The organism is Cupriavidus sp. GW822-FHT02D05 (assembly GCF_058802485.1).
Genome location: NZ_JBXAOE010000001.1, coordinates 293760 through 315005 on the forward strand (window position 1 = coordinate 293760; position 21246 = coordinate 315005).

At 68.1% G+C, this 21246-nt stretch carries 22 protein-coding genes; 3 read left to right on the forward strand and 19 right to left on the reverse strand.

The genetic code is table 11. The annotated features are described in order from the left end of the window. Positions 1-170: 170 nt before the first annotated feature. The 6 genes from AC1RQK_RS01355 to AC1RQK_RS01380 are packed head-to-tail and all read right to left on the reverse strand — an operon-like array spanning position 171 to position 6881. Positions 171-1664: an FAD/NAD(P)-binding protein gene (locus AC1RQK_RS01355; protein ID WP_492807263.1), complete on the reverse strand. Its 1494-nt coding sequence runs from the start codon at positions 1662-1664 to the stop codon at positions 171-173. 7 nt (positions 1665-1671) lie between these two features. Next, positions 1672-2973 (reverse strand): acyl-CoA dehydrogenase family protein, encoded by a 1302-nt coding sequence (locus AC1RQK_RS01360; protein WP_492807264.1) that lies wholly within the window; start codon positions 2971-2973, stop codon positions 1672-1674. Between the two features lie 56 nt (positions 2974-3029). Continuing rightward, positions 3030-3974 carry a substrate-binding periplasmic protein gene (locus tag AC1RQK_RS01365; protein ID WP_492807265.1) on the reverse strand — a complete coding sequence of 315 codons (945 nt, stop codon included), beginning with the start codon at positions 3972-3974 and terminating at the stop codon, positions 3030-3032. A 3-nt stretch (positions 3975-3977) separates the two neighbouring features. After that, positions 3978-4808, reverse strand: a complete 831-nt coding sequence (locus AC1RQK_RS01370; RefSeq protein ID WP_416052454.1) for an ABC transporter ATP-binding protein — start codon at positions 4806-4808, stop codon at positions 3978-3980. Beyond that, a complete protein-coding gene (locus tag AC1RQK_RS01375) occupies positions 4802-5836 on the reverse strand; it encodes an ABC transporter permease (RefSeq protein WP_416052455.1) in 1035 nt (344 codons plus the stop codon). Before AC1RQK_RS01375 ends, AC1RQK_RS01370 begins: the two co-directional genes overlap by 7 nt. Further along, the gene (locus tag AC1RQK_RS01380; protein ID WP_492370878.1) at positions 5817-6881 is read right to left on the reverse strand and encodes an ABC transporter substrate-binding protein; all 1065 of its coding nucleotides are present in this window, start codon (positions 6879-6881) and stop codon (positions 5817-5819) included. The genes AC1RQK_RS01375 and AC1RQK_RS01380 overlap by 20 nt, the downstream gene beginning before the upstream one ends. Positions 6882-7090: 209 nt before the next feature. Here AC1RQK_RS01380 and AC1RQK_RS01385 point away from each other — a divergent pair, with 209 nt between their 5' ends. Then, positions 7091-8089, forward strand: a complete 999-nt coding sequence (locus tag AC1RQK_RS01385) for a GlxA family transcriptional regulator (RefSeq protein WP_253930791.1) — start codon at positions 7091-7093, stop codon at positions 8087-8089. A 7-nt stretch (positions 8090-8096) separates the two neighbouring features. Here AC1RQK_RS01385 and AC1RQK_RS01390 read toward each other — a convergent pair whose 3' ends face one another. The 4 genes from AC1RQK_RS01390 to AC1RQK_RS01405 form a co-directional block, all read right to left on the reverse strand. Beyond that, entirely contained in the window at positions 8097-8471 is a 375-nt protein-coding gene (locus AC1RQK_RS01390) for a hypothetical protein (RefSeq protein WP_492370877.1), read from the reverse strand. Between the two features lie 153 nt (positions 8472-8624). Then, a complete protein-coding gene (locus AC1RQK_RS01395; protein ID WP_492807268.1) occupies positions 8625-8993 on the reverse strand; it encodes a VOC family protein in 369 nt (122 codons plus the stop codon). A gap of 241 nt (positions 8994-9234) precedes the next feature. Continuing rightward, positions 9235-10086, reverse strand: a complete 852-nt coding sequence (gene fghA, locus AC1RQK_RS01400; protein ID WP_492370875.1) for an S-formylglutathione hydrolase — start codon at positions 10084-10086, stop codon at positions 9235-9237. Between the two features lie 8 nt (positions 10087-10094). Further along, complete coding sequence (locus AC1RQK_RS01405) at positions 10095-11201, reverse strand: S-(hydroxymethyl)glutathione dehydrogenase/class III alcohol dehydrogenase (RefSeq protein WP_253930794.1); 1107 nt, start codon at positions 11199-11201, stop codon at positions 10095-10097. A gap of 326 nt (positions 11202-11527) precedes the next feature. Between AC1RQK_RS01405 and AC1RQK_RS01410 the strand changes: the two genes are divergently transcribed. Continuing rightward, a complete protein-coding gene (locus AC1RQK_RS01410) occupies positions 11528-12307 on the forward strand; it encodes an IclR family transcriptional regulator (protein WP_492807271.1) in 780 nt (259 codons plus the stop codon). A 75-nt stretch (positions 12308-12382) separates the two neighbouring features. Here AC1RQK_RS01410 and AC1RQK_RS01415 read toward each other — a convergent pair whose 3' ends face one another. Both AC1RQK_RS01415 and AC1RQK_RS01420 read right to left on the reverse strand, forming a co-directional pair. Continuing rightward, on the reverse strand, positions 12383-12898 hold the full coding sequence (locus AC1RQK_RS01415) for a hypothetical protein (protein ID WP_492370873.1): 516 nt from the start codon (positions 12896-12898) through the stop codon (positions 12383-12385). Between the two features lie 21 nt (positions 12899-12919). After that, a complete protein-coding gene (locus AC1RQK_RS01420; RefSeq protein WP_492370872.1) occupies positions 12920-13609 on the reverse strand; it encodes a flagellar brake protein in 690 nt (229 codons plus the stop codon). 314 nt (positions 13610-13923) lie between these two features. On the opposite strand from AC1RQK_RS01420, the gene AC1RQK_RS01425 reads away from it, so the two are divergent. Continuing rightward, entirely contained in the window at positions 13924-14670 is a 747-nt protein-coding gene (locus tag AC1RQK_RS01425) for a flagellar brake protein (RefSeq protein WP_492370871.1), read from the forward strand. 51 nt (positions 14671-14721) lie between these two features. On the opposite strand, the gene AC1RQK_RS01430 is transcribed toward AC1RQK_RS01425, so the two are convergent. The 7 genes from AC1RQK_RS01430 to AC1RQK_RS01460 all read right to left on the reverse strand — a co-directional run bounded on the left by AC1RQK_RS01430 (position 14722) and on the right by AC1RQK_RS01460 (position 21243). Further along, a complete protein-coding gene (locus tag AC1RQK_RS01430; RefSeq protein ID WP_492807274.1) occupies positions 14722-15696 on the reverse strand; it encodes a bifunctional helix-turn-helix transcriptional regulator/GNAT family N-acetyltransferase in 975 nt (324 codons plus the stop codon). A gap of 81 nt (positions 15697-15777) precedes the next feature. Next, positions 15778-16125 carry an AtuA-related protein gene (locus AC1RQK_RS01435; RefSeq protein WP_492370870.1) on the reverse strand — a complete coding sequence of 116 codons (348 nt, stop codon included), beginning with the start codon at positions 16123-16125 and terminating at the stop codon, positions 15778-15780. A gap of 34 nt (positions 16126-16159) precedes the next feature. Beyond that, entirely contained in the window at positions 16160-17512 is a 1353-nt protein-coding gene (locus tag AC1RQK_RS01440) for an acyclic terpene utilization AtuA family protein (protein WP_492370869.1), read from the reverse strand. Between the two features lie 41 nt (positions 17513-17553). Continuing rightward, a complete protein-coding gene (locus tag AC1RQK_RS01445; RefSeq protein ID WP_492370868.1) occupies positions 17554-18540 on the reverse strand; it encodes a Bug family tripartite tricarboxylate transporter substrate binding protein in 987 nt (328 codons plus the stop codon). Between the two features lie 434 nt (positions 18541-18974). Then, a complete protein-coding gene (locus tag AC1RQK_RS01450; RefSeq protein WP_492370867.1) occupies positions 18975-19346 on the reverse strand; it encodes a mechanosensitive ion channel protein MscS in 372 nt (123 codons plus the stop codon). A gap of 124 nt (positions 19347-19470) precedes the next feature. Continuing rightward, on the reverse strand, positions 19471-19749 hold the full coding sequence (locus AC1RQK_RS01455) for a hypothetical protein (protein WP_492370866.1): 279 nt from the start codon (positions 19747-19749) through the stop codon (positions 19471-19473). Between the two features lie 126 nt (positions 19750-19875). Beyond that, the gene (locus AC1RQK_RS01460) at positions 19876-21243 is read right to left on the reverse strand and encodes an NTP/NDP exchange transporter (RefSeq protein WP_492370865.1); all 1368 of its coding nucleotides are present in this window, start codon (positions 21241-21243) and stop codon (positions 19876-19878) included. Between the last annotated feature and the right edge of the window lie 3 nt (positions 21244-21246).

Here is a 21246-nt window from a genome sequence, read left to right on the forward strand (position 1 = left end):
GGATCGCTCGGCGCCGTACGGTACGGGCAGGCAGGTGCGCTGGCTTTTGCGGGAGCGGGCGCCCTGCCGGCGCCCGGGCGAGATTATATGCCAACGGCGGGTGCGCTTGGCAAGCGTTGCCGCTTTCAGGGTGCGCCTGCCCTTTGGCCGGATGCCAGCCCACCAGCCTGCTAGGCTGCCTGCGCCTCGATCTCGGCCGTTAGTCCGAGTTCCTCCACCAGCCGCGCCGCCAGCGCTGCCGCCTGGTTGCGCACGTCGATGATGGTGCCGGATTCCCACAGCGCCCCGCGCAGCGGCGCGCCCAGTGCGCTGAGGCCCGGCACGAGGCGGCCGCCGCGATCGAATACGCGGCCGTGCGCGTCGCCGTCCAGGCCGGAGCCGGCTGCCGCTGGCCGGACCAGGCCGCGCGCCAGCAGGCTGCGCACCAGCGGCCGGGTGTTGCCGGCGTGCCAGCCGTATTCCGCGCCGGTGCAGTTGATGGCGGCGTCCACCGTGGCCGGGGCTTGCAGTTCGCGGGAGAGGTGCAGAGCCACCCGGACGTGTTTCTCCGCCTTGCCTGCGGGGCCGCGTTGCCAGCCGTTGGCGTTATTCACTTCATTCTTGCCGGCCACGGCTTCGAGCGCGGTGACGCGGGCGGCGTGCACATGCAGGCGGCCCTGCGCACGCACTGCCTCGAAGACCGCGTGCGTGGGCGGTGCCGCGCGATGCAGCAGGTTGTCCCAGAAGGGGCGCACGTGGCGCAGGAAGCGTTGGCGCTCCGGCACGCTGGCGGCTGCCCACAGCGGGGCGATGTAGGTGCGCAGCGCGGGCGGCACGCTCTGCCAGTCGAGGCCCTGGGTGGCCAGCTTGTCGCGCTGGTGGCGCACCCAGCGGACCACGCTGCGGGCGGTGGGCGCGGCGAGCGCTTCGGGTCCGGCAGCGGCGAGGAAGTCGTCGCAGGGGCCGGCGTTGTGGCGCAGCCAGGGCACCAGCGCGCGCCGCGAGAACGCGTGGTAGGTGCCGGTGAAACCGAGCCGCTCCAGCGTGGCAACCACGTCGAGCATGGTCAGGCTGGTGCCGATCAAGGCGATATCGCGCGCGCTTGCGAGCCGGGCCAGTGCATCGGGTTGCCAGGGATCCGGGATGTAGCGGCCGTCGGTTTCCAGTGTGTCGTCTTGTGCCAGCGCTGGCCGTGCCTGCTGCACGCCGGTGGCCAGAACGATGTGGTCGGCGTCCCATGCGCGGCCGTCGGCGCCGCGCACGCGGTGCGGCACGCCGATGGTCACGTCGGTGATTTCCGTGCGTACATGCTCCAGCGTGACGCGTCCGGCGGCCCCGGCCAGGGCGCGCGCCAGGGTGTCTCGCAGGTAGTCGCCATAGACGCTGCGCGGGGCGAAGGCATTGTCGGCCTCGGCTGCGCTGGCATGCCCGTGGCGCACCAGCCATTGCGAGAAGTCCTCCAGCGCTTCGGGATAAAGACTGAAGTTCAGCGCGGGCCCGTTCAGGTAGTGGGCCGGGTCCTGCGTGCTGTAGGCCAGGCCGCGCCCCGGCTCGGCGCGCGGCTCGAACAGGTGGATGGCAAGCGGGGCGCTGCTGTCGCGCAGCAGGCGGATGGCGCTCAGGGTGCCGGCCATGCCGCCGCCGACGATGGCGATGCGGCGCGGCTGGGAATCGGGTCGGGTCATGATGGCCTCAGGCTTGGGTGCCGGGCGGTGTGGCTGCCGCGGCGTGGGTTGCGATGTCGGCCGCCGCGTGCAGGGCCTGCGCGCCGGCGCCGGCCAGGATCGCGTCGTTCTGCGGCGTGTGGATGCGGCTGCAGAGCACGTTACGGTAGTGGCGCTCAAGCGGGTTGCCGCGCGACAGGGCGGGGTTGCCGGCGTGCCTGAGCGCGAGCTCGACGGCGGCGATGGCGTTGTCGGTCACGTTGAGCTTGAGCAGGTTGCTGTCGCTGGCGCTGGCCGGTGCGCCGGCATCGGCATCCGCGCTGAAGCGCTCCAGCAGGATGCGGTTGGCCAGCAGCCAGGCGTCGATGCGGCCCACCGCTTCCTGGAAGCGCGGCAAGGTGGCCAGCGGCGCGCCCAGGCTGCCAGGGGCGCGCAGGTTGAGCCATGCCACGAACCAGTCGCGGGCGCTGCGCGCCACGGCGTCATAAAGCGTGCCGAGCAGGGTCGACGTCCACACGGCCCAGGCCGGGTCGTAGCGCTCGCCCCAGGCGGCGGGCAGGCGCAGGTCGACCGCGTAGGCGGCGGGCAGCGGCGTGTTGTCGAAGACCACGTCGTGGCTGCCGGTGGCGCGCATGCCGAGGTGGTCCCAGGTGGGCACCACGGTGATGCCGGGCGCATCGCGCGGCACCAGGAACACGCCGGTGCGCGGGACCGGCTCATCGGTGCGTCCCCATACGGCCAGCCAGCTCAGGGCCGGGATGCCGGTGGAGTAGATCTTGTGGCCGGACAAGCGCCAGCCATCGCCGTGCCGGCACGCCACCGTGGCCGGCAGGCCGCCGCGCGCGGGAGACCCCAGCTCGGGCTCCACGCGCAGCGAGTTGATCAGCGCGCCTTGCTCCACCGCGCTGCGCTGCACCTGCTCCCGCACGGGCGCCGGCCATTGCGTGTCCTGCGCCAGGTTGCGGTGGCCAAGGATCTGCATCACCAGCACCAGCGCGGTAGACGGATCTCCGGCGGCAACGTGATGGACGATGCGGCGGACGTCGGCGAGTCCCGCCCCGGCACCGCCAAGCGCGCGCGGCACGGTCAGCGCGAGCAGGCCGAGCTGGTGGAGCTCGGCGATGTTCTCGAAGGCGAAGCTGCCATCGCGGTCATGGGCGGCGGCACGCGCGGCAAAGCGTTCGGACAAGGCACGCAGTGCTTCGTCGGAGGCAAGCGTGCGGGCCGCGTCGGGCAGTGGCGTGGCCGGCTCGGCTGAGGCAAAGCCGTTCTCGCGATGCCACTGGGAAATCCGCTGCCGGCTGGTGGTGCCGGTGGACTGCAAGCTCATGGTTGCTCCTGTCGTGTGCTTGTGCTGTTTTGTCTTTGGTGTTGCTTGGCGGGGGCTTAGTGGCAAATCAGCCCGCTCTCCACCAGCATCATGTTGAAAGCGGCGTCGCCGGCGGCCGCGTCGCGCAGCCGTGCAAGGCGCCCGTCGCGCTGCCAGCGCGCCAGCCATTGCGCCAGGTAGCGGGCGGATTGCGCGTCCGGCTGGCGCAGCGCCAACGCCGCGCCCTCGCCGTCGAGCACCAGCGGCGCCGCGGTAAAGAAACGCCACTCGGGCAAGCGCATCACCCGGGCGACCAGCGTGGCGTCTTCCGCCACCGCCGCGCACTCGCCGCGGCGGAACGCCAGCAGTGCCTGCAGCGCGGAGGGATAGCTGCGCAGCACGGCGCCGGCGCGCGCCAGCGCGGGTTGGAAGGGGCTGCCCGCGCTCACGCAGGCCGTCTTGCCATTGAGGGCGTCGAGCCGGCTGACCGGCGTGTAGCGCAGCGTCAGCAAGGTGCCGCGCGGCGTGGCCGGTGCCGGCACGGCAGCCGCGCGCGGACGTGCGGCGTCCTGCGGCGCGCCGAAGGCGAGGTCGATATCCGTATTGGCACCGTTGCCGAAGCTCGCAACGGGCAGATGGCGCAGCCGCACCGGTACGCCCAGCGCGCGGCCGAGCTCGGCGGCCAGTGCGGCCTCGCCCGGGTCGGGCTCCGCGATCAGGGGCCGGCCCGGTGGCGTGGGGCGCGGATAAGCGTGCACGCCCACCACCAGCTCGCCGCGCGTCCGGGCCTGCAGGAGCAGTGGGCCGGGCTCGGCCGGTTGTGCTTGCCAGGGTGCACCCGTGAACAGCCAAAGTGGCATGGCCATGGCACCGGCGGCCAGTGCTATGGTGCCTGCCGCGCGGCGCGCAGCACGCAGCGCTGCCGGCGGGATGCGGGGCAGGGCGCGCGCTGGGTTGCGCCCTTGCACCGCATGCGGGCCCAGCCACCCGGTGCCGTTCAGATGCCAGAGTTCATCGGGCATGGCTTACCATCCCTGGCCCAGCCCCAGCAGGCCCAGGATCTCGCGGCGCAGCCGGATCAGCTCGGGATCGTCGCGGTGGCGCGGGTAGTCGCGATCGATCTTGATTTCCGCCGTGATGCGGGCGGGGCGTTCGCTGAACACGATCACGCGGGTTGCCAGCAGCAGTGCTTCTTCCACGTCGTGGGTGACCAGCAGCGCGGTAAAGCGCGAGCGCTGCCATAGCGAAACCAGTTCGCCCTGCATGCTCAGGCGCGTGAGGGAATCGAGCTTGCCCAGCGGTTCGTCGAGGATCAGCAAGCGTGGCTCGTTGACCAGCGCGCGCGCCAGCGCGGCGCGTTGCGCCATGCCGCCGGACAGCTGGCGCGGATAGGCCCGCGCGAACTCGGTCAGGCCGACGCGCGCCAGCGCATCGTCCACGCGCTCGCGCTGGCTGCCGAGCAAGCCGCGCGCCTCCAGGCCCAGTGCGGCGTTGTCCCAGACGGTGCGCCACGGGTACAGCGTCGGGTCCTGGAACACCACCACCCGGCTCGGGTCCGGCCCGCCGATCGGCACGCCATCCACTGCCAGCGTGCCGCGCCGCGGCGGCTCCAGCCCGGCAACGAGCCGCAGCAGGGTGGACTTGCCGCAGCCGCTGGGGCCGAGCAGGGCCACGAATTCGCCCGGCTCGGCCGTCAGGCTGACGCGGCTGAGCACCGGCAATACCTGGTCGCGCAGCGTGAAATGGTGGCTCACCTGGTCGATCGTCAGGCGCACGCCGTTGCTGGCGCTGTCCCTGCCGGTGGCGGCTTGCGCAGGTTGGGCCTGGGCGGGTTTGTCGAGCACGGCGCTTACCATTTGACCACTCCTTTTTGCCATGCCAGCAGGCGATCCCGTGAGCGGAACAGCAGCGTGATAAGCCCCGAGAAGATGATCGCCATGACCAGCAGCGCGCCGTACATGCTGGCGTAGGCGGCCCAGCCCTGGGCCCATTGCAGATACCAGCCCAGCCCGGACTTGACGCCCAGCATCTCGGCCACCACCAGCACGGAGAACGACGCGCCAAGGCCCATGAACAAGCCAACGAACACGCTGGGCAGCGCCGCGGGCACCGCCACCTTGAGCACCAGGAAGCGCTCCTTGGCGCCGAGCGTGCGCGCCACGTCGTAGTACGCCGGGTCGACCGCCGCCACGCCTGACCAGGTCAGCACCGTGACCGGGAACCAAGTGGCCAGCGCCACCAGGAAGGTCGCGGCGCTGGCGCTGCTGGGAAAGGCGAAGAACACGATCGGCAGCCAGGCCGTGGCCGGCAGCGGGCCCAGCAGGCGCAGCACCGGATGGACCCAGTAGCCCGCGCGGGTCGACCAGCCGATGGACACGCCAGTCAGGAAGCCCGCCAGCGCACCCAGCAGGTAGCCGGTGGCCAGCAGGCGCAACGAATGCGCCACCGCCTCCGCCAGCCGTGCATAGTCTTCGACAAAGACTTCGACAAGCGCCTGCGGCGGCGCGAAGAAGGGGCGCGGCAGCAGCCCGAGCTTGGCGGTCACCACTTCCCAGATGAAGGTCAGCACCGCCAGCACCAGCAGCCATGGCCCTGCGCGGCGCAACGAGGCGCCAATGCCGCCCAGCCGGTGCTGCACGAAGGCCAGCACCAGCAGCACCACGGCAATGCCCGCGAACAGCGAGGCGGTCTCATGGGTCAGCGGCCAATCCTCCGGCTCTGGCCAGAACTTGACGATGGCCGCCACGCTCAGCCAGGCCGCCGCGGCCAGCGCGCCACCCAGCCAGACGCGCGGCACGGCGGGCGCGGGCACGGCCAGGAAATCATCGTGCGCATCCTGCAAGCCATGCGCACCGTGTTGCCCTTCAGCCGAGAACGTTGGCATAGATGCGCTCCGCGAATTTGTTGGAGTCGGTGCCCGGCCGGATGACCGACACCAGCTTGAGCTCGTCCGTGTATTGCGCCAGTTCCTTCTTCAGGTCCGCGCCGACCGGATGGTGGCCGTGGGTGTGGCTCTTGAGCATGGCCACCACATCGGCCTGCGGCACCTTGGCGAACTCGGCAAAATGCCGGGCGGTTTCTTCCGGGTGGGCTACCGTCCAGTCCTGCGCCTGCAGCACGGCGTGCGTGAGCGCGGCGGCGGCCGGCTTGTCCTCGCGCAGCAGGCTGCCGCGAATCCCCAGCACGCAGCAGGAGCGGTTGGCGTATTCATCCGACAGGTTGGTGGCCACCTCGACCAGGCTGCGTTCCTTGCGCAGCAGGTAGGTGCGCGGATCGCCATCGGCGGCGGCCTGGGCCTCGCCCTTTTCCAGCGCGATGCCGAGCAGGTCCGCCGGGTATTGGCGCCACTGCACGTCGCGCACCGGGTCGATGCCGCGCTTGGCCAGCAGGATGGAGAAGAAATTCTTGGCCGGGCTGGCCATGTCGCTGACCGCCACCGTCTTGCCCTTGAGGCTCTTCAGGTCGGTCACGCCGGAATTGCGCAGGGTGAGCAGCCGCATGCAGCCGCCGTGGGTGGCGGCGGTCAGCTTCACGTCAAAACCCTGTTCCAGCGGCTTGAGCCAGCGCAGCGCCATGCCCACGCCCGCATCCGCCTTCTTGGTCGCAATGGCTTCCAGCAACTGGTCGGTGGAGCCGCCGAAGTTGATCAGCTCCACCTCCAGCCCATGGTTGCGGAAGATGCCTTCCTTCACCGCCGCGGCGACCGGCGCCAGGCACACGCCGCTGGCGTTCCAGGCCAGTTTGATCGGCTTGAGCTGCCCCGCGGCGCTGGCCCGGGACGTCCAGACAAAGGGTGCGATGCCGCTGGCCACGGCCAGCGTGCCGGCTGCCTGTAGCCAGCCGCGGCGGTTCAGGGTGGCGGTGCTGCGCGGGTTGTCCGCGGACGCGGGACGGTGGTCGGCCAACGGTTGCTCTGGCTCTTGATGCATGACACTCCTCGTTAGGCGGCGGTATGCCCGATGTGGTGGGATGTGGACGATATGCACCATGCTAAGAACAGGTTCACTGCAATAGAACGAATTTGTTGGCACAAGCTTGCACGCCCAGCGACTAATGCGGCCGCTGCATATGCTTGTACCGAGGCGGTGGCCGATGGCCCGCTGGGTTAAGATCGCCGCTTTCCACTCCGGTCAGATCGATGCAAGCGCAGGCAGTCGCCGCCCCAAGGCGGGTGGATATCGTGGTGTACCCCGGTTTCAAGGCCATGGAGGCGATCGGCCCGATGACGGTGTTCGACTACGCCAATGTGCGGCTGGCCCAGCTCGGGCAGCCACCGGCCTATGCCACGCGGGTGGTGGCGCTGGAGGCCGGCCCGGTGCGCTCGGACACGCTGATGACGCTGGAGGCCACGGCGCGGCTCGATCCCGTGCTGCTGCCGGATATCGCGGTGATCGTCGGCGCGCGCGACATTGAGCGGGCCATGGGAGACGCCGAGGGCATCGTGCCGTGGGCGCGCGCCGTGGCGCCACGCATCGGACGATTGATTGCGCTGTGTTCGGGCACCTTCTTCCTGGCGGCGGCGGGCGTGCTGGACGGGCGCCGCGCCACCACGCACTGGAGCGTGGCCACGCTGCTGCGCCAGCGCTTTCCGGCCGTGGAGGTGGATGCGGATGCCATCTTCATCCGCCAGGGCAACCTGTGGACGTCCGCCGGGGTGACCGCCGGCATCGACCTGGCGCTGGCCGTGGTGGAAGAGGATCTTGGCCGGGACCTGGCCCTATACCTGGCACGCGAGCTGGTGGTCTACCTCAAGCGCCCGGGCGGGCAATCGCAGTACAGCCTGCACCTGGCCAGCCAGGCGACCAGCCATGCCGGCATTCGCGGGGTGCAGGACTGGATCCTGTCCGACCTGGCGCACGATTTCACGCTGGAGGAAATGGCGGGGCGGGTGGCGATGAGCGAGCGCAATTTCCGGCGCGTGTTTGCGCGGGAGGCGGGTGCCAGCCCGATGGCGTTCATCGAGTCGGCGCGCATCGAAGGGGCGCGGCGGCTGCTGGAGCAGGGTGAGCTGCCGCTCAAGGCCATTGCGGCGCGCACGGGCTTCGGGTCGGATGAAGGGCTGCGGCGCGCGTTCCTGCGCCAGCTAGGTATCACGCCGCGCGAGTATCGCGAGCGGTTTGGGGCCGTGCAGCCATAGCGCAGGGTTACTGATTGCCTGTGGCAGGCGATGCGGCCGCGGCGGGCGCATTGGCGTGAAGGCCCGGATCCTGGCTCGCCGGCGTATCGGCGGCGCCCGTGCCGCCGATGCCGTTCTGCGTGCTGTCTTGCGAGCGCTGGCGACCCCGGCCGCGGCCGCCGCCACGCCCGCTGGTCCCGACCGGCGCGGCGTGGTTCTGCCGCAACTCCTGGTTGATGCTGTCCACCGTGCGCGGCGAAGGCGTCATGCGCGCGAAGTTGCTCTGGATCGCGTTCATGGCTTCGTCGCCGCCGGCGGGCGAGCCTTGCGCAAAGGCGGCGCAGGAGAGCAGCAACGTGGCAGCCACGGGAATCAGGCGGAAAGTGCGGGCGCTGCGGAGCATCGTGATGTCCTTCGGGGTTGTCGCGTTCCCGGGGGATGCTAGCAGCATGGCGTGCCGGCGGGCAACGCGGCGCCCGACGGATTCCGTTTCAGCGGCCACCAGCTTGTTTCAACGTATTACCAAGCGGCGCCGCCTGCCCAAAGCGAAGCGGTTCTACTCCAGGTTCTGCCCGATACGCCACAGCACCCCGGATGGGTCCAGCAGCACGAAATCCCGCATCTTCGACGGCTGGTCCTGCGGCGGCACCAGCCTTACGCCGTAGCGCCCGGCGAGGTCCTGCGCGTTGACCTTGTCCCACCAGGCCCCGACGTCCTCCACCAGCAGGTGCATCATCAGGTTCTCGGCCAGGTCCCGGACGTAGAAATTCTGCAGCATGAAGCTGCACGATCCGTGATGCAGGTAGGCCAGGCTGTCGTCGCTCCACGGCATGACGAAACCCAGGTCCTGGTAGAACTGCTTGGAGAGCGCGAAATCGCGGGCGGGCACGAAGGCCTTGAGTTCGATGGCGGACAGGTTGCTCATGGTATGGGTACCGCCAGGCCAGGCCAGGCCAGGCCAGGCCAGGCCCGGACGAGCGGCTGTGGTTGGCTTTTTGTTTTGAGTAGGAACGCAGGTCAATGCCCCAGCGCTGCTGCACACGCGTCACGATCCAGGCATTGTCGTGTTGGGTCAGTACGTTGCCATCGGCGCCGCGGATCGATGTCGACATGGCTCGTGCGTGCAGGGGAGCGGCAGCTTGCCGCGCCCCTGCCGGCGGCGCACTTCAGAGCTGCGCCGCGTGGTGCCGGATATGGTTCTCCATCAAGGTGGAGATGAAGTAGTAGCCGTGGTCGTAGCCCTCGTGCCGGCGCAGCAGCAGCGGCTGCCCGATGGCGGCGCACGCGGCTTCGAAGACCTCCGGATACAACTGCTCGGCGAGGAATTTGTCGGCCAGGCCCTGGTCGACCAGGATGCCGCGGGGGAAGGGTGCCTTTGCCTGGCGCGCCATCAGCGCCGAGGCATCGTACTGTTCCCAGCTGGCGCGATCCTCGCCCAGGTAGCGGCTGAACGCTTTCTCGCCCCAGGGGCAACGCGTGGGCGCGGCGATTGGCGCGAACGCCGACACGGAGCGGAAGCGCCCGGGGTGACGCTGCGCCAGCACCAGCGCGCCGTGCCCGCCCATCGAATGGCCGAAGATGCCAACGCGCTGCGCATCGGCGGGCAGCACCGTGGTGACCAGGTCGAACAGCTCCTGCGTCACGTAGCTTTCCATGCGCCAGTACTGGCTCCACGGCGCCTGCGTGGCGTCCAGGTAGAAGCCCGCCCCCACACCGAAATCCCACGACTCGGCCTCGCCAGCAATGCCGGTGTCGCGCGGGCTGGTATCCGGCGCCACCAGGATCAGGCCGTGCTCGGCCGCATAGCGCTGGGCCCCGGCCTTGACCATGAAGGTTTCCTCGGTACAGGTCAGGCCGGCCAGGTAGAAGAGCGCGGGCAGGCGCTGTTCGGGCTGGACCAGCGCCTGCGCGGGCAGGAACACCGAGAACCGCATCGGCAGGCCGATGGTGGCCGATGCATGGCGATAGAAGCGCTGCACGCCGCCGAAGCAGCCGTGCTCGGAGAGAAGCTCGAGCATGGCCGGCCTCAGTACAGCACGACCGAGCGGATCGACTCGCCGCGCTTCATCAGGTCGAAGCCCTCGTTGATGCGCTCCAGCGGCAGGGTGTGGGTGATCAGGTCGTCGATGTTGAGCTTGCCCTCCATGTACCAGTCGACGATCTTGGGCACATCGGTGCGCCCGCGCGCGCCGCCGAAGGCCGATCCCTTCCATTCGCGCCCGGTCACCAGCTGGAACGGCCGGGTGGAGATTTCCGCGCCGGCCTCGGCCACGCCGATGATGATGGACTTGCCCCAGCCCTTGTGACAGCACTCCAGCGCCTGGCGCATGACCTTGGTGTTGCCGATGCACTCGAAGGAGTAGTCGGCGCCGCCATCGGTCAGTTGCACGATATGGTCCACCACGTTCTCGACTTCGTTCGGGTTGATGAAATGCGTCATGCCGAACTTGCGTGCCATGGCTTCGCGGCCCGGGTTCAGGTCCACGCCGATGATCTTGTCCGCGCCCACCATCTTGGCCGCCTGGATCACGTTCAGGCCGATGCCGCCGAGGCCGAATACCACCACGTTGGCACCGGCTTCCACCTTGGCGGTAAACAGCACCGCGCCCACACCGGTGGTCACGCCGCAGCCGATGTAGCAAACCTTGTCGAATGGCGCGTCCGGGCGGATCTTGGCCAGCGCGATTTCCGGCACCACGATGTGGTTGGCAAAGGTGGAGGTGCCCATGTAATGGAAGATCGGCTTGCCATCGATGGAAAAGCGCGAGGTACCGTCGGGCATCAGGCCCTTGCCCTGGGTCGAGCGAATGGCCTGGCAAAGGTTGGTCTTGCGCGACAGGCAGAATTTGCACTGGCGGCATTCCGGCGTGTAGAGGGGGATCACGTGGTCGCCCGGCTTGAGCGAGGTCACGCCCGGGCCCACGTCGGTGACGATGCCGGCGCCTTCGTGGCCCAGGATGGCCGGGAAGATGCCCTCCGGGTCGGCGCCCGACAGTGTGTAGTAGTCGGTATGGCAAATACCCGTGGCCTTGATCTCCACCAGCACTTCGCCAGCGCGCGGGCCGTCCAGGTCCACTTCTTCCACGGTCAGCGGGGCGCCGGCTTTCCAGGCGATGGCGGCTTTGGTCTTCATGATGGTTTTCCTTGGTAGTGGCTGGCAGCCAGGGCGCCGGCCCGATGTCTGGGGACGCAAGTCCGCGCCGCGCGGTACAAGCCCGGGCGCGGCGTCTTTCGTCAGCAGAGACTATACGTCGATCCGGCTGGCCATGGACGCCCGAAGCGGCGGATTTGGCCCTGGGCGCCCCCTGTTTGGCCAAAAACGGGGGTTGGCCGGCCGGGTTGGTTGACCGGGGCGGCGGCTACGGCTTAAATGCCGGTTCCACCCACGCGCCGCCGCCCACGCTCAATGTCCTTGCCGTATTGCCTGTCCGCCTCGCCCACCACCCGCAAGGAGCGGACATGAGTCACGACGCCGAGCGCACCTCCCGCGCCTCGCCAGTGCAACGCGCCCTCTGGATCCTGCGTGCCCTGTCCGACCCGCAAGTGCGTCGCCTGTCCGACGTGGCGCGCGCCACCGGGCTGGACCCGGCCACCGCGTCGCGCCTGCTGGAGTTGCTGGTGGCCGAAGGCTTTGTCACTCGCGATGCCAGCCGGCGCTTTGGCATTGGCCCGGAGATATTCCAGCTGGCTGACGTGGCCCAGCGCCGGGTCGACCTGCGCGCGCTGGCGCGGCCGAGCCTGGAGCGGCTGGTGGAGGAGTTCGAGGATACCGCCGTGCTGACGCTGGCCAGCCGGGGCGAATCGGTGGTGGCGGATATCGAGCTGGGCACATTCCCGATCCGCGCCAACTATGTCGAGATCGGCACACGCCGCCCGCTCGGGGTGGGCGCAGGCAGCCTGGCGGTGCTCGCCTGGATGCCGGAAGCCGAGCGCACCGCGCGGACCCGGCTTGGCAAGGCGCAGCGCGCGCGTTACCCGCGCCTCACTGCCGAGGTGATCGGCGAGCAGATCGAGGCCGCCCGTGCGCGCGGCTATGCCTTGTTCCTGGATTGGGTGGTCGACAAGATGGGCGGCATCGCCGTGCCGCTGCTTGACTACGAGGGCCGCCCGCTGGGCGCGTTGAGCGTGGCGGCACTGAGCGAGCGGATCTTGTCTCGCGAGGCGAAGATGGCGCGCCGGCTAAAGGAGGAGGCGCGGCGTATCACGGGCGCATGGGCGCGCCGGGCGCTGGGAGACTAGTGCAATAGTGCAATAGTGCAATAGTGCAATAGTGCAATAGTGCGTCTGCGCGGCGCGTCTCTGCGCCGGCGTGCCTCAAGGCATGTCGAACTGTTCCGCCGGCTTGCCCTGGTCCAGTTCCGGCAAGCCTGCGGAATACATCACCGCCCAGTTATCGGGACCCAGCCCGCCATCGCGACAAGGCAGGCTGGCGATGCGCTTCTGGTCTTTCTCCACGACCAGCCCTTCCTTCTCCCAGCCCTTGCCGCTGCCAGCATAGACTACATAGTCGTAGCCGCCGTTGGAGAACCTGAAGTAATCGGTGCCGCCGCCTGAGTAAGCCGTGACACCCCAGCGGAAGTGCTTGCGCGGATCATCCGTGAGTTTCGGGTACGCCAGTTCGACGGCGCCCTTCTTGCCAAAGCGGTACTGCACATACCCCTTGGTTTTGGACAGGTCCGGCGAGGCGCAGAGTGATACAAGCTTGTTGCCCTTGACGGTGCAGGAGAACGCAACTTGTTCGTCCTTCGTGCACAGGGAGTCGCGCGCCGTTGCCGTCAGCGAGAACATCGAAAGCAGCAGGGCGCCGAAGACGCGATGTGAGTGGTACATGGATGGCTCCGGGAGGGGGGCTCAGGCGAGCAAGGCAGCCTGATCGAACGCGACGAATTCGCAGCCGTAGTGGTGTACCACATCATCGGCTGTATTCACCAGTTGGTAACGCACCACGCGCACGCTGACTTCGAGCCTGGCCAGCGAGCCAAAGCTGAGGATGCCTCTGGGGAGCACCGCCCCGACGGCCAGTGCAGTTGTCCCTGGCGTGCGCGAGCGCAATCCCACGCCGGAAGCCGATAAGTCGGCAATGTCCAGGACGAGTGCGGTGCCGTCAGGCAACGGGGCCTCGAACGTGTAGTTGTAGTCCAGCGTCTCTGCCCGGTAGTCGCGCCGCCGCTGCACCTGGGACAGCATCTCCGGGAGCGGCACGGCGAATGCGGTAGCACCGGCGAACACGCAGCGCTTCGCGGCGCCCAGGGCAAGCGTGACCGAGACATCGTCGAGCACGGTCGAAAGCTCGCTCTGTGCGCTGGCCAATACCGCCTGGTTGTCAGATTCGTTCTCGCATCCCTCAAGCGTAAACTGGCGCGCTGCGACATCCACGAACAATACCCGCGAGCGCAAGGTGCGCCCATCCGGCAAGCGCAAGTCGAGGTAGCGCTCCTGCGTAGCCAGGACATCCAGCATGTCGTGGATCTCATCCGCAAGCGCGTGCTGGTATCCATCCGGTGACGGCGGGTCTATCGAAGCGGGATCAAGTCTATTCATGGGCTGGTGTGGCTGACAGGCAAAGGCGGCCGCAAGCATGGCTGCTAAACGTTGCCTAACGGCAGGAATCTGCCAATCTTTAGTCCGGGCGAGAGCGCGACGGATGCCTAAAGAACGTGCTCGCAATGCCGTTAGAGCCGTCGGCATGCAAACGAGTAAACGAATAAAAGAATGTTACAAAGCGGGAAAGTGCAGCCTCGAAGCTGGATGCGCGCAGCGTTGTCCGATCCAATATCCAATGTCTTGAATGAGTTAGTTGCGATGAATCGTAGCGCGCGCGCGGCAATGCTCCTGGGCCACCCGGCACCATCACCATGGCTTCGGCAGCCATAGGCACGTCCTTGCCGTTTCCATCGGCGGCAAACGGCGATGTCGAGCGGATCAGCGATCCGGACCAGGTACTTGAGATCCTGCAGGATCTGGTTCGCAAGCGCATCCGGCTCCATCTCCATCCTGCGCAGCAGTGCCGGGTGGCTTCGAGCTTTCTGTTTATCGATCCATCCAAAGACACCTGCGTGCTCGCGTGGTGCCGCAATGGCGTGGAGCTGGAGGCAATCCTGAACGCCAGCGATATGGCGGCTTCGGCGTCGATGGGCGACATCACGTTCCAGTTTCGCATCGCTTCTGCCGCCGTCACCCGTTTCGACGGCGGACCGGCGTTTCTCGTCCCTTACCCAACCGGGATCTATCAAGTCCCGCGCCGCAGGCATTTCCGCGTCCGCCCGCACGAGGAAAAACAGTGCCGCTGCCAGGTCCTGTTAAGCGACGGCCAGCTCGTGGAGATGGAAGTCGCCGACGTGTCGGTGTCCGGCGTGGGCTTGCGCTCCCGCAGTGTCGGCCCGCAGCGCTTGCCGGTCGGGACCTGGATCGCTGAATGCCATCTGGACCTTGGCGAGCTGGGCGGGCTGAACCTGGCATTACAGGTGGTGCGGCATCGAAAGGCCTGGCGCGGCGATGAGGCGCACCATCATTTTGGCTGCCACTTTGGCCACATGGATGTTCAGGCCGCAAAGTGGCTGCAGCGCATTGTGTTTGCGCTGGAGCTGGCCGGGCGCGAGTAAGCTGGTAAGCCGGCCGCTCAGCATCGCTGCGGCAATGGTCGGACATCAAGCTCATCGCTTGGCGGCATTGCGCACAAAGCGCTGCTCCGTCACGGCAGCCCCCCATTGCTCGCCTGGCGCCTCCTGCGCAAGTTGAAACCCGTGGGACTCATAGAGATGGCGCGCCGCGTCGAGGCCCTTGAACGTCCACAGGTAGGTTTGCCTGTAGCGTGCATCCGCGAAATCCAGCGCGCGTTCCAGCAACTGGCGTCCGACGCCGGTGCCGCGCAAGGCGTTGTCGACGATAAACCAGCGCAGGTGGGCAATCCCGTCCGGTTCGCCATCGATGGCGATGCTGGCCAGCGACCGGCCGCCTTCCAGGCACAGCCACAGTTGCCTGTCCGGCGATGGCAGGCTGGTCGCGAAACCAGCCAGCTCGGTGGCCACCTTGTTTTCGAAGAAGCTGCCGAAGCCCACCAGTTGCGAATAGAAGCGGGCATGCAGGCTGGCGATGTCGCCGATGCAGCCCGGCCGGTAGCCTTCCTGGATCCCGCTGCCCGCGCCGGCATCGTCCCCGGTGGTCTTTTGCGCGTTGTCCGCGGCAAGCGCATCCGCATAGATCGACAGGGACCGGACCAGCGCTTGCTGGTCGGCCGGGGTCAGCCGCCGCAATGCGCTGGAGACCTGTTCCGTGGCAAAGCCATCGATCTGGTGGTGCAAGTGCCTGCCGGCGTCGGTCAGGTTCAGATGGGACGAGCGAGCATCATCGGTCGCGGCCGTGCGGACGACGAGACCCAACGATTCGAGCTTGGCGAGCTGCCGGCTTGTATTGGACTTGTCCAGCCGCAGGATACTGGCCAGATCCCGCGCCTGCAGCCCCGGCGCCAGCCCGATCTCGATGATGGCGTGCACCGCGGAGGGCGCAAGCTGGCTATCGGCCAGCGTGGTCCGCATGAAGCCGAGCTCGCGGACCAGCTTTCTGGAGAACACCCTGAGCGCGGCGATCGTGGCATCACGCGACTCGGGCAGGGGCTCGACGATATCCATGGTGGTTCCATTGGTTGCGTATCGCAACCATAATAGTTGCGGATCGCAAGTTTTTCAAGGAACCCAGCCGGAGAGGCCGGCCTACGCCGGTCCGCGCAACAACGGGGCCAAGGCCTGCGGCACCTCCACCTCGAATCGCAGCACCGCGCTGCCTAGCGCCTTGCCGTAGTTGTCCAGCGCCAGGCTGCGCGACACGCCGCCTCCCAGTGCGCCATGCGCGACGAAGTTGAGCACTTGCAAGCCATCGGCTTCGAAGCGCTCGACCTTGCCGGCGACCACGCCGCCATACAGGCTCTTGAAGGCTTGGGCGGTGAGTTGCGCCTTGAGATACGGGTAGAACGCGGCGTCGTAGGCGATCACCGAGGTGTTCGAGATATCGCCCTTGTCGCCGGACCGCGTATGTGCCACGCGCCTTAGCAGAACTTTCATGGGATGTGCCTCGCAGCGGATCAAAGGAAATGGATCAAAGGAAATGGATCTCGGAACTGACCTGCGCGCGCGGCACCAAGGCCGACCACACGCCGATGATCTCGCGCGTGCGCTCCTGGTGCGGCACGCGCTTGCCGGTGGAGGCCAGGCCGCACACGGCCATGCTGTCGATCTCGCGGCCGACCTTGGCGGCTTGCGCGCGGGTGAGGGTGCGCGCGGCCACGCGCACGGCGATCTCGTTGGGCTCACAGGCCGGCGCCGGGGAGGCCTCGCCGTGGATGGCGTTGACGCCGAGGAAGTCGATGCGCAGCGCTTGCGCGTCCAGCCCGGCCAGCTGGAACCGGTGCGCCAGGATGGTCTTGGCCAGCTGCGCTTTTTCCAGGCAGCCGGGGCCGGCGTAGAAGAACATGTCCTCGCCGATAAAGCCCTCCGTGCAACCAAGCGAGACCTTGAGCGTGGGCGTGCGCGGCGATCCGCTGATGCCGCTCACGCGCACCTGGTCGGGCGCAACCTGCTCCAGCTGCGCCGTGGTGAAGTCCACCACCACGTCCGGCGTGATGTAGCGGCGCGGGTCGTGCACCTCGTAGAACATCTGCTCCTTGACGGTCTGCAGGTCGATGCGGCCGCCGGTGCCTGCCACCTTGGAAATCACGGCCGTGCCGCTCGCGTCCACCTCGGCAATCGGGAAGGCGAGGTTCCACGGCTCGGGCACGTCCTTGTAGCCCGGGTCGCCAAAATAGCCGCCGGTCACCTGTGCGCCGCATTCCAGCAAATGGCCGATGGCGCTGCCGCGCGCGAGCAGCTCGGTATCTTCAGGCTGCCATCCGAACGCATGCATCATCGGCGCGAGAAACAGGGAGGGATCGGCCACGCGGCCCGTCACCACGATTTGCGCGCCGGCTTGCAGCGCGCGCACGATCGGCTCCGCACCCTCATATGGCTCGGCCGAGATCAGCGAGCCGCGCAGGGTGGCGATGGGCGCGCCGGTCTCCAGGATCTCCAGTTGCTGGTCGCAGATGGTGCCGGTCAGGTCGGTGGTGGTGATCGCCGCGATCTTCACGCCGGGCAGGCCGAGCTCTGCGCACAGCTGCGCGATGCGCCGCGCCGCGCCCAGCGGATTGATCCAGCCCTGGTTGCTCACGATGCGCGTGCCGTTGGCGATGCAGTGCGGCAGCACGGCGCGCATGCGCTCGTCGAGGTAGGTGTCGTAGCCTTCGAAGGCGGGGTCGCGGCGTTTTCGCACCTGCGCGGCGCAGACGGTGGCCTCGGCCATGGTTTCGAAGCAGAGGAAATCGAGCTTGCCGTGCTGCGCGCTCAGGGCCGCGGGTTCGACGCGGTCGCCCCACCAGCCGGAGCCTGAGCCAATGCGCAGGGTCTTGGTTGCCATGACGGGATCCTTGGTTTGTCGTTTTGCGTGGAATCTTGGGCTTACTGGGCCTGGATGCCTGCGCTCTTGATCACGCGCGCCCATTTCTCGGTATCGGCGCGGATCACCGCGGCAAAGGCGGCAGGCGAGTCGCCGCCGGGCACCGCGCCAAGCTGCTCGATGCGCTGCTTGACCTCGGGCGTGGCCAGCACCTTGGCCACCGCTTGCTGCAGGCGCGCCACCAGCGCGGGTGGCGTGCCGGCCGGGGCCAGCAGGCCGAACCACGAGTTCACCACGTAGCCGGGCAGGCCGGATTCCGCCACGGTGGGCACATCCGGCAGGATGGGAGAACGCTGAGGGCTGGTCACCGCCAGCGCGCGCACCTTGCCGGCCTGGATTTGCGCCAGCGCCGAGGGCAGGTTGTCGAACATGAGGTTGACCTGGCCCGCCAGCAGGTCGGTCATGGCGGGCGCCGCGCCCTTGTACGGCACGTGTTGCATCTTCACGCCGGCCATGCTGTCGAGCAATTCGCCGGACAGGTGCGGCGAGCCGCCGGTACTGGTGGAGGCGTAGTTGAGGCCGCCGGGCCGCTGCCTGGCCAGCGCGATGAGTTCGGCCACGGATTTGACCGGCAGCGTGGCATTGGTCAGCAGCACATTGGGCGAGTTGGCGACCAGCGTCACCGGCGCGAAGTCCTTGGCCGAGTCGTAAGGCATGCGCGCATAGATGAACTGGTTGGTGACCTGGGTGCCGAGCGTGCCCATCAGCAGCGTGTAGCCGTCCGGGGCGGCCTTGGCCACGGCCTCGGCGCCGATGTTGCCGCCGGCGCCGGGCCGGTTGTCCACCACCACGGTTTGTCCCAGCGCCTCGCCCAGTTTCTGCGCCACCAGGCGCGCGAGGATGTCGGTGGTGCCACCGGGGGTGAAAGGCACCACCAGCCGCAGCGGCTTGGCGGGGTAGTTGTCCGCTGCGCGCGCCGGCAGCGCAAGCTGGGCGCACAGGGCGGCACAGGCCATGGCCGCCAGGCGCAGGGTGGCACGTCGGTGCATCGTTGTCTCCTCGCAGGCGCTGCCGTGACGGCAGTGCCCGGTGGTTTTGCCGTGTGCGCGGGTGCGCCACAGCATTTCGTTTAATGAAATTTCTTTTTGGTGATCTTATGCATTAGCCGGTTTGCAGGTCAAACAAAGGCTATAGATTTTCATTGAATGAAAATTCGATGCTTTGCCAAGGGGCCCTGTGGCCCTGGTCCCGGTGGTACTGTGCGAGCTGCCGATGAAGCGGGCCGTGCTGGGCGCGCTGACGGCGGGCGCCTCGCGCGTAGATCGCGCCATGCCGCCAGGGCAAGCTGCCGGTGGACCGTATGCTGACCGGCACGCTCGGGCTCGAAGGCATCAATGATGGCTTCGGCCGGCTACGCACCGGGCAGGCGATCCGGGAGATGGTGACGATGGGGGATTGGTGCGGTGCTTGGGGGTAACCGCGCTCAGTACCCTTGATACCCCTGGTACCCCTGGTATTGCGGCTGCGGCGCCTGCTGATAGTAATAGGGCGCCGGCTGCGGCGCGCATGGCACGTACGCGCGATCGTAATCCCGATAGCAGTATCCCGGCGGGGGGCCATATGCCGGCTGGGGCGGCGCGGCTACCACGACCGGCTGGCTGGCCACGGCGGTACCGACGACTGCCAGCCCGACCAAGGCGCCGATGGCCAGTGCTACTGCGCCGGCGGAACCGCCACCGCCGTGGTAGCCGCCATCGTGGTAGCGGTCGCGTGCAGAGGCAGGTCCTGCGGCCAGCAGCGCGGCGGCGATGAGGCCCGCGCCGATGGCGCGGGTGGCACGATGGGTGTTGCGCATGACTGACTCCTTGAGACGGCCAGCGGGGGCGGCTGACCATGACGTCATCTTAAGGGGCAGGCGTCTGCGGAATAGATTGGCGCGGTTAGCAGATGTAACGCCAATACCACCGTGATCACGCCGATCAGGGGGCGGGACGCGGCGGCGGCGGGGGCGATTGCGGGGCCGGAGGCGGCGGCGCGGCGTCTGCGCCCGGGGCGGCCGGCGGCGGCGCCTTCTTGTGATGGTGCTTGTGCTTATGCTTCTTGTGGCGCGCAGGCTGGGCCGGCATGGGCGTTGCCGTGGCCCGCTCGCCCTGTGGCTGCTGCGGCTGGGGCGGTGCAAGCTGGGCGTGGGCGATGCCGCCCAGGGCAAGGGCGGCTGCCAGCGCGACTGCCTTGAGGCTTGGAATTCCGGGTTTCATCAGTACTCCTCAAAAAATAATCCGTCACAACAGTCACAATTATCCGCACTGTGACGGTGGATGCGGTGTAGGACAAAGCCTGATTCGCGTATCGTGTTTGTAGCTCCCTGCATCAACTAGCGCTACTTAAGCGCCGCTGCCATCACGCGGCACCGGCGTCATCCCGACGCGGGCCGCCGCCGGCGCGTTCCCGGCCTGGCCTTCATGCTGCCGGCCAAGCCACCATCCCAGCCACGCCCATCCCAGCGCCAGCGCGGCGCCGGTGAACGCCACCACGGCCGGGTGGCCGGAAAGCGCATCGATGGCGGTCTTGAACCAGGCACTCACGGCATCGCCGGCGCGATAGACGGCGGTGTCGATCACATTCTTCGCCTTGTACTTGGTCTCGGCATCCACCACGGTAAACAGCATCTCCCGCCCCGGGCGCAGCAAGGCGTATTCCCCCACGCGGCGCAGGATCATCACCCCGGCCAGCACGCCGAAGGTGGGCCACAGCGCCAGCACCAGGAAGCCAGCCGCCACCGCCAGCGGCACCGCCGTGAGCAGGGAGGTCACGCCATAGCGCCTGGCGATGCGCCCCGACAGGAGCACCTGCACCAGGATGGTCAGCGCCTGCACGATGGCATCGATGGCGCTGAACACCTGCGTCTGCTGCGTGCGGCTGGGAAAGGTCTGCGCCATCAGCCTGGCCTGCTCGAAGTAGAGGAAAGTACTGGCCGTGGCCAGCAGGATCACGAACAGACTGATGCCAAGCAGGTAACGGGACCGCGCCACCAGCGTCAGCCCTGCCCAGAGCCCGCCTCCGATGGGTCGGGCCGGGTCTTGCGCCGGCACCGGATCGTCCGTCACCGGCACGCCCGCGCCGGCGCGCTTGCGCCAGCCGAACAGGTAGCCCACGCCGGGCAGCGTGGCCGCGAGCAGCGCGGCCGACAGCACCATCAGCCCGGTCAGGCCGATGCGCGTCACCAGCCAGCCGCCCAGCAGCGGGCCAGCCAGGCCGCCCGCGCTGGCGCCGGCGGCCAGCAGGCCGAACAGCCGGCGCGCCTGGCCGGGGCGGAACACGTCCGCCATCAGGCTCCACGCCACCGACACCACGAACAGGTTGAACACCGATAGCCAGACGTAAAACACGCGCGCCAGCCAGATGTTGTCCGGCGCGCCACGCGTGGCCACGGCAAAACCCAGCAGGTTGGCAATAAAGAACGCATAGACCCAGGGCACGAAACGCCGGCGGGGCAGCCGCGCGCTGCACAAGCCATAGAAGGGAATGGCCACCAGCATGACCACGAAGGTGGCGGTGAACAGCCATTGCAGGTTTTGCACGCCGCCGGCAATGCCCATGGTCTCTCGCACCGGGCGCAGCATGAAGTAGCTGGCGAACAGGCAGAAGAAGAACAGAAAGCCAGCCGCGACGGCGTTGCCTTCACCGGGCTGGATGCCAAGCCCGTGCCGGGTGGCCTGCCTGGGGTCCGCGGAGTTTATGGGGTCTGCCATGAT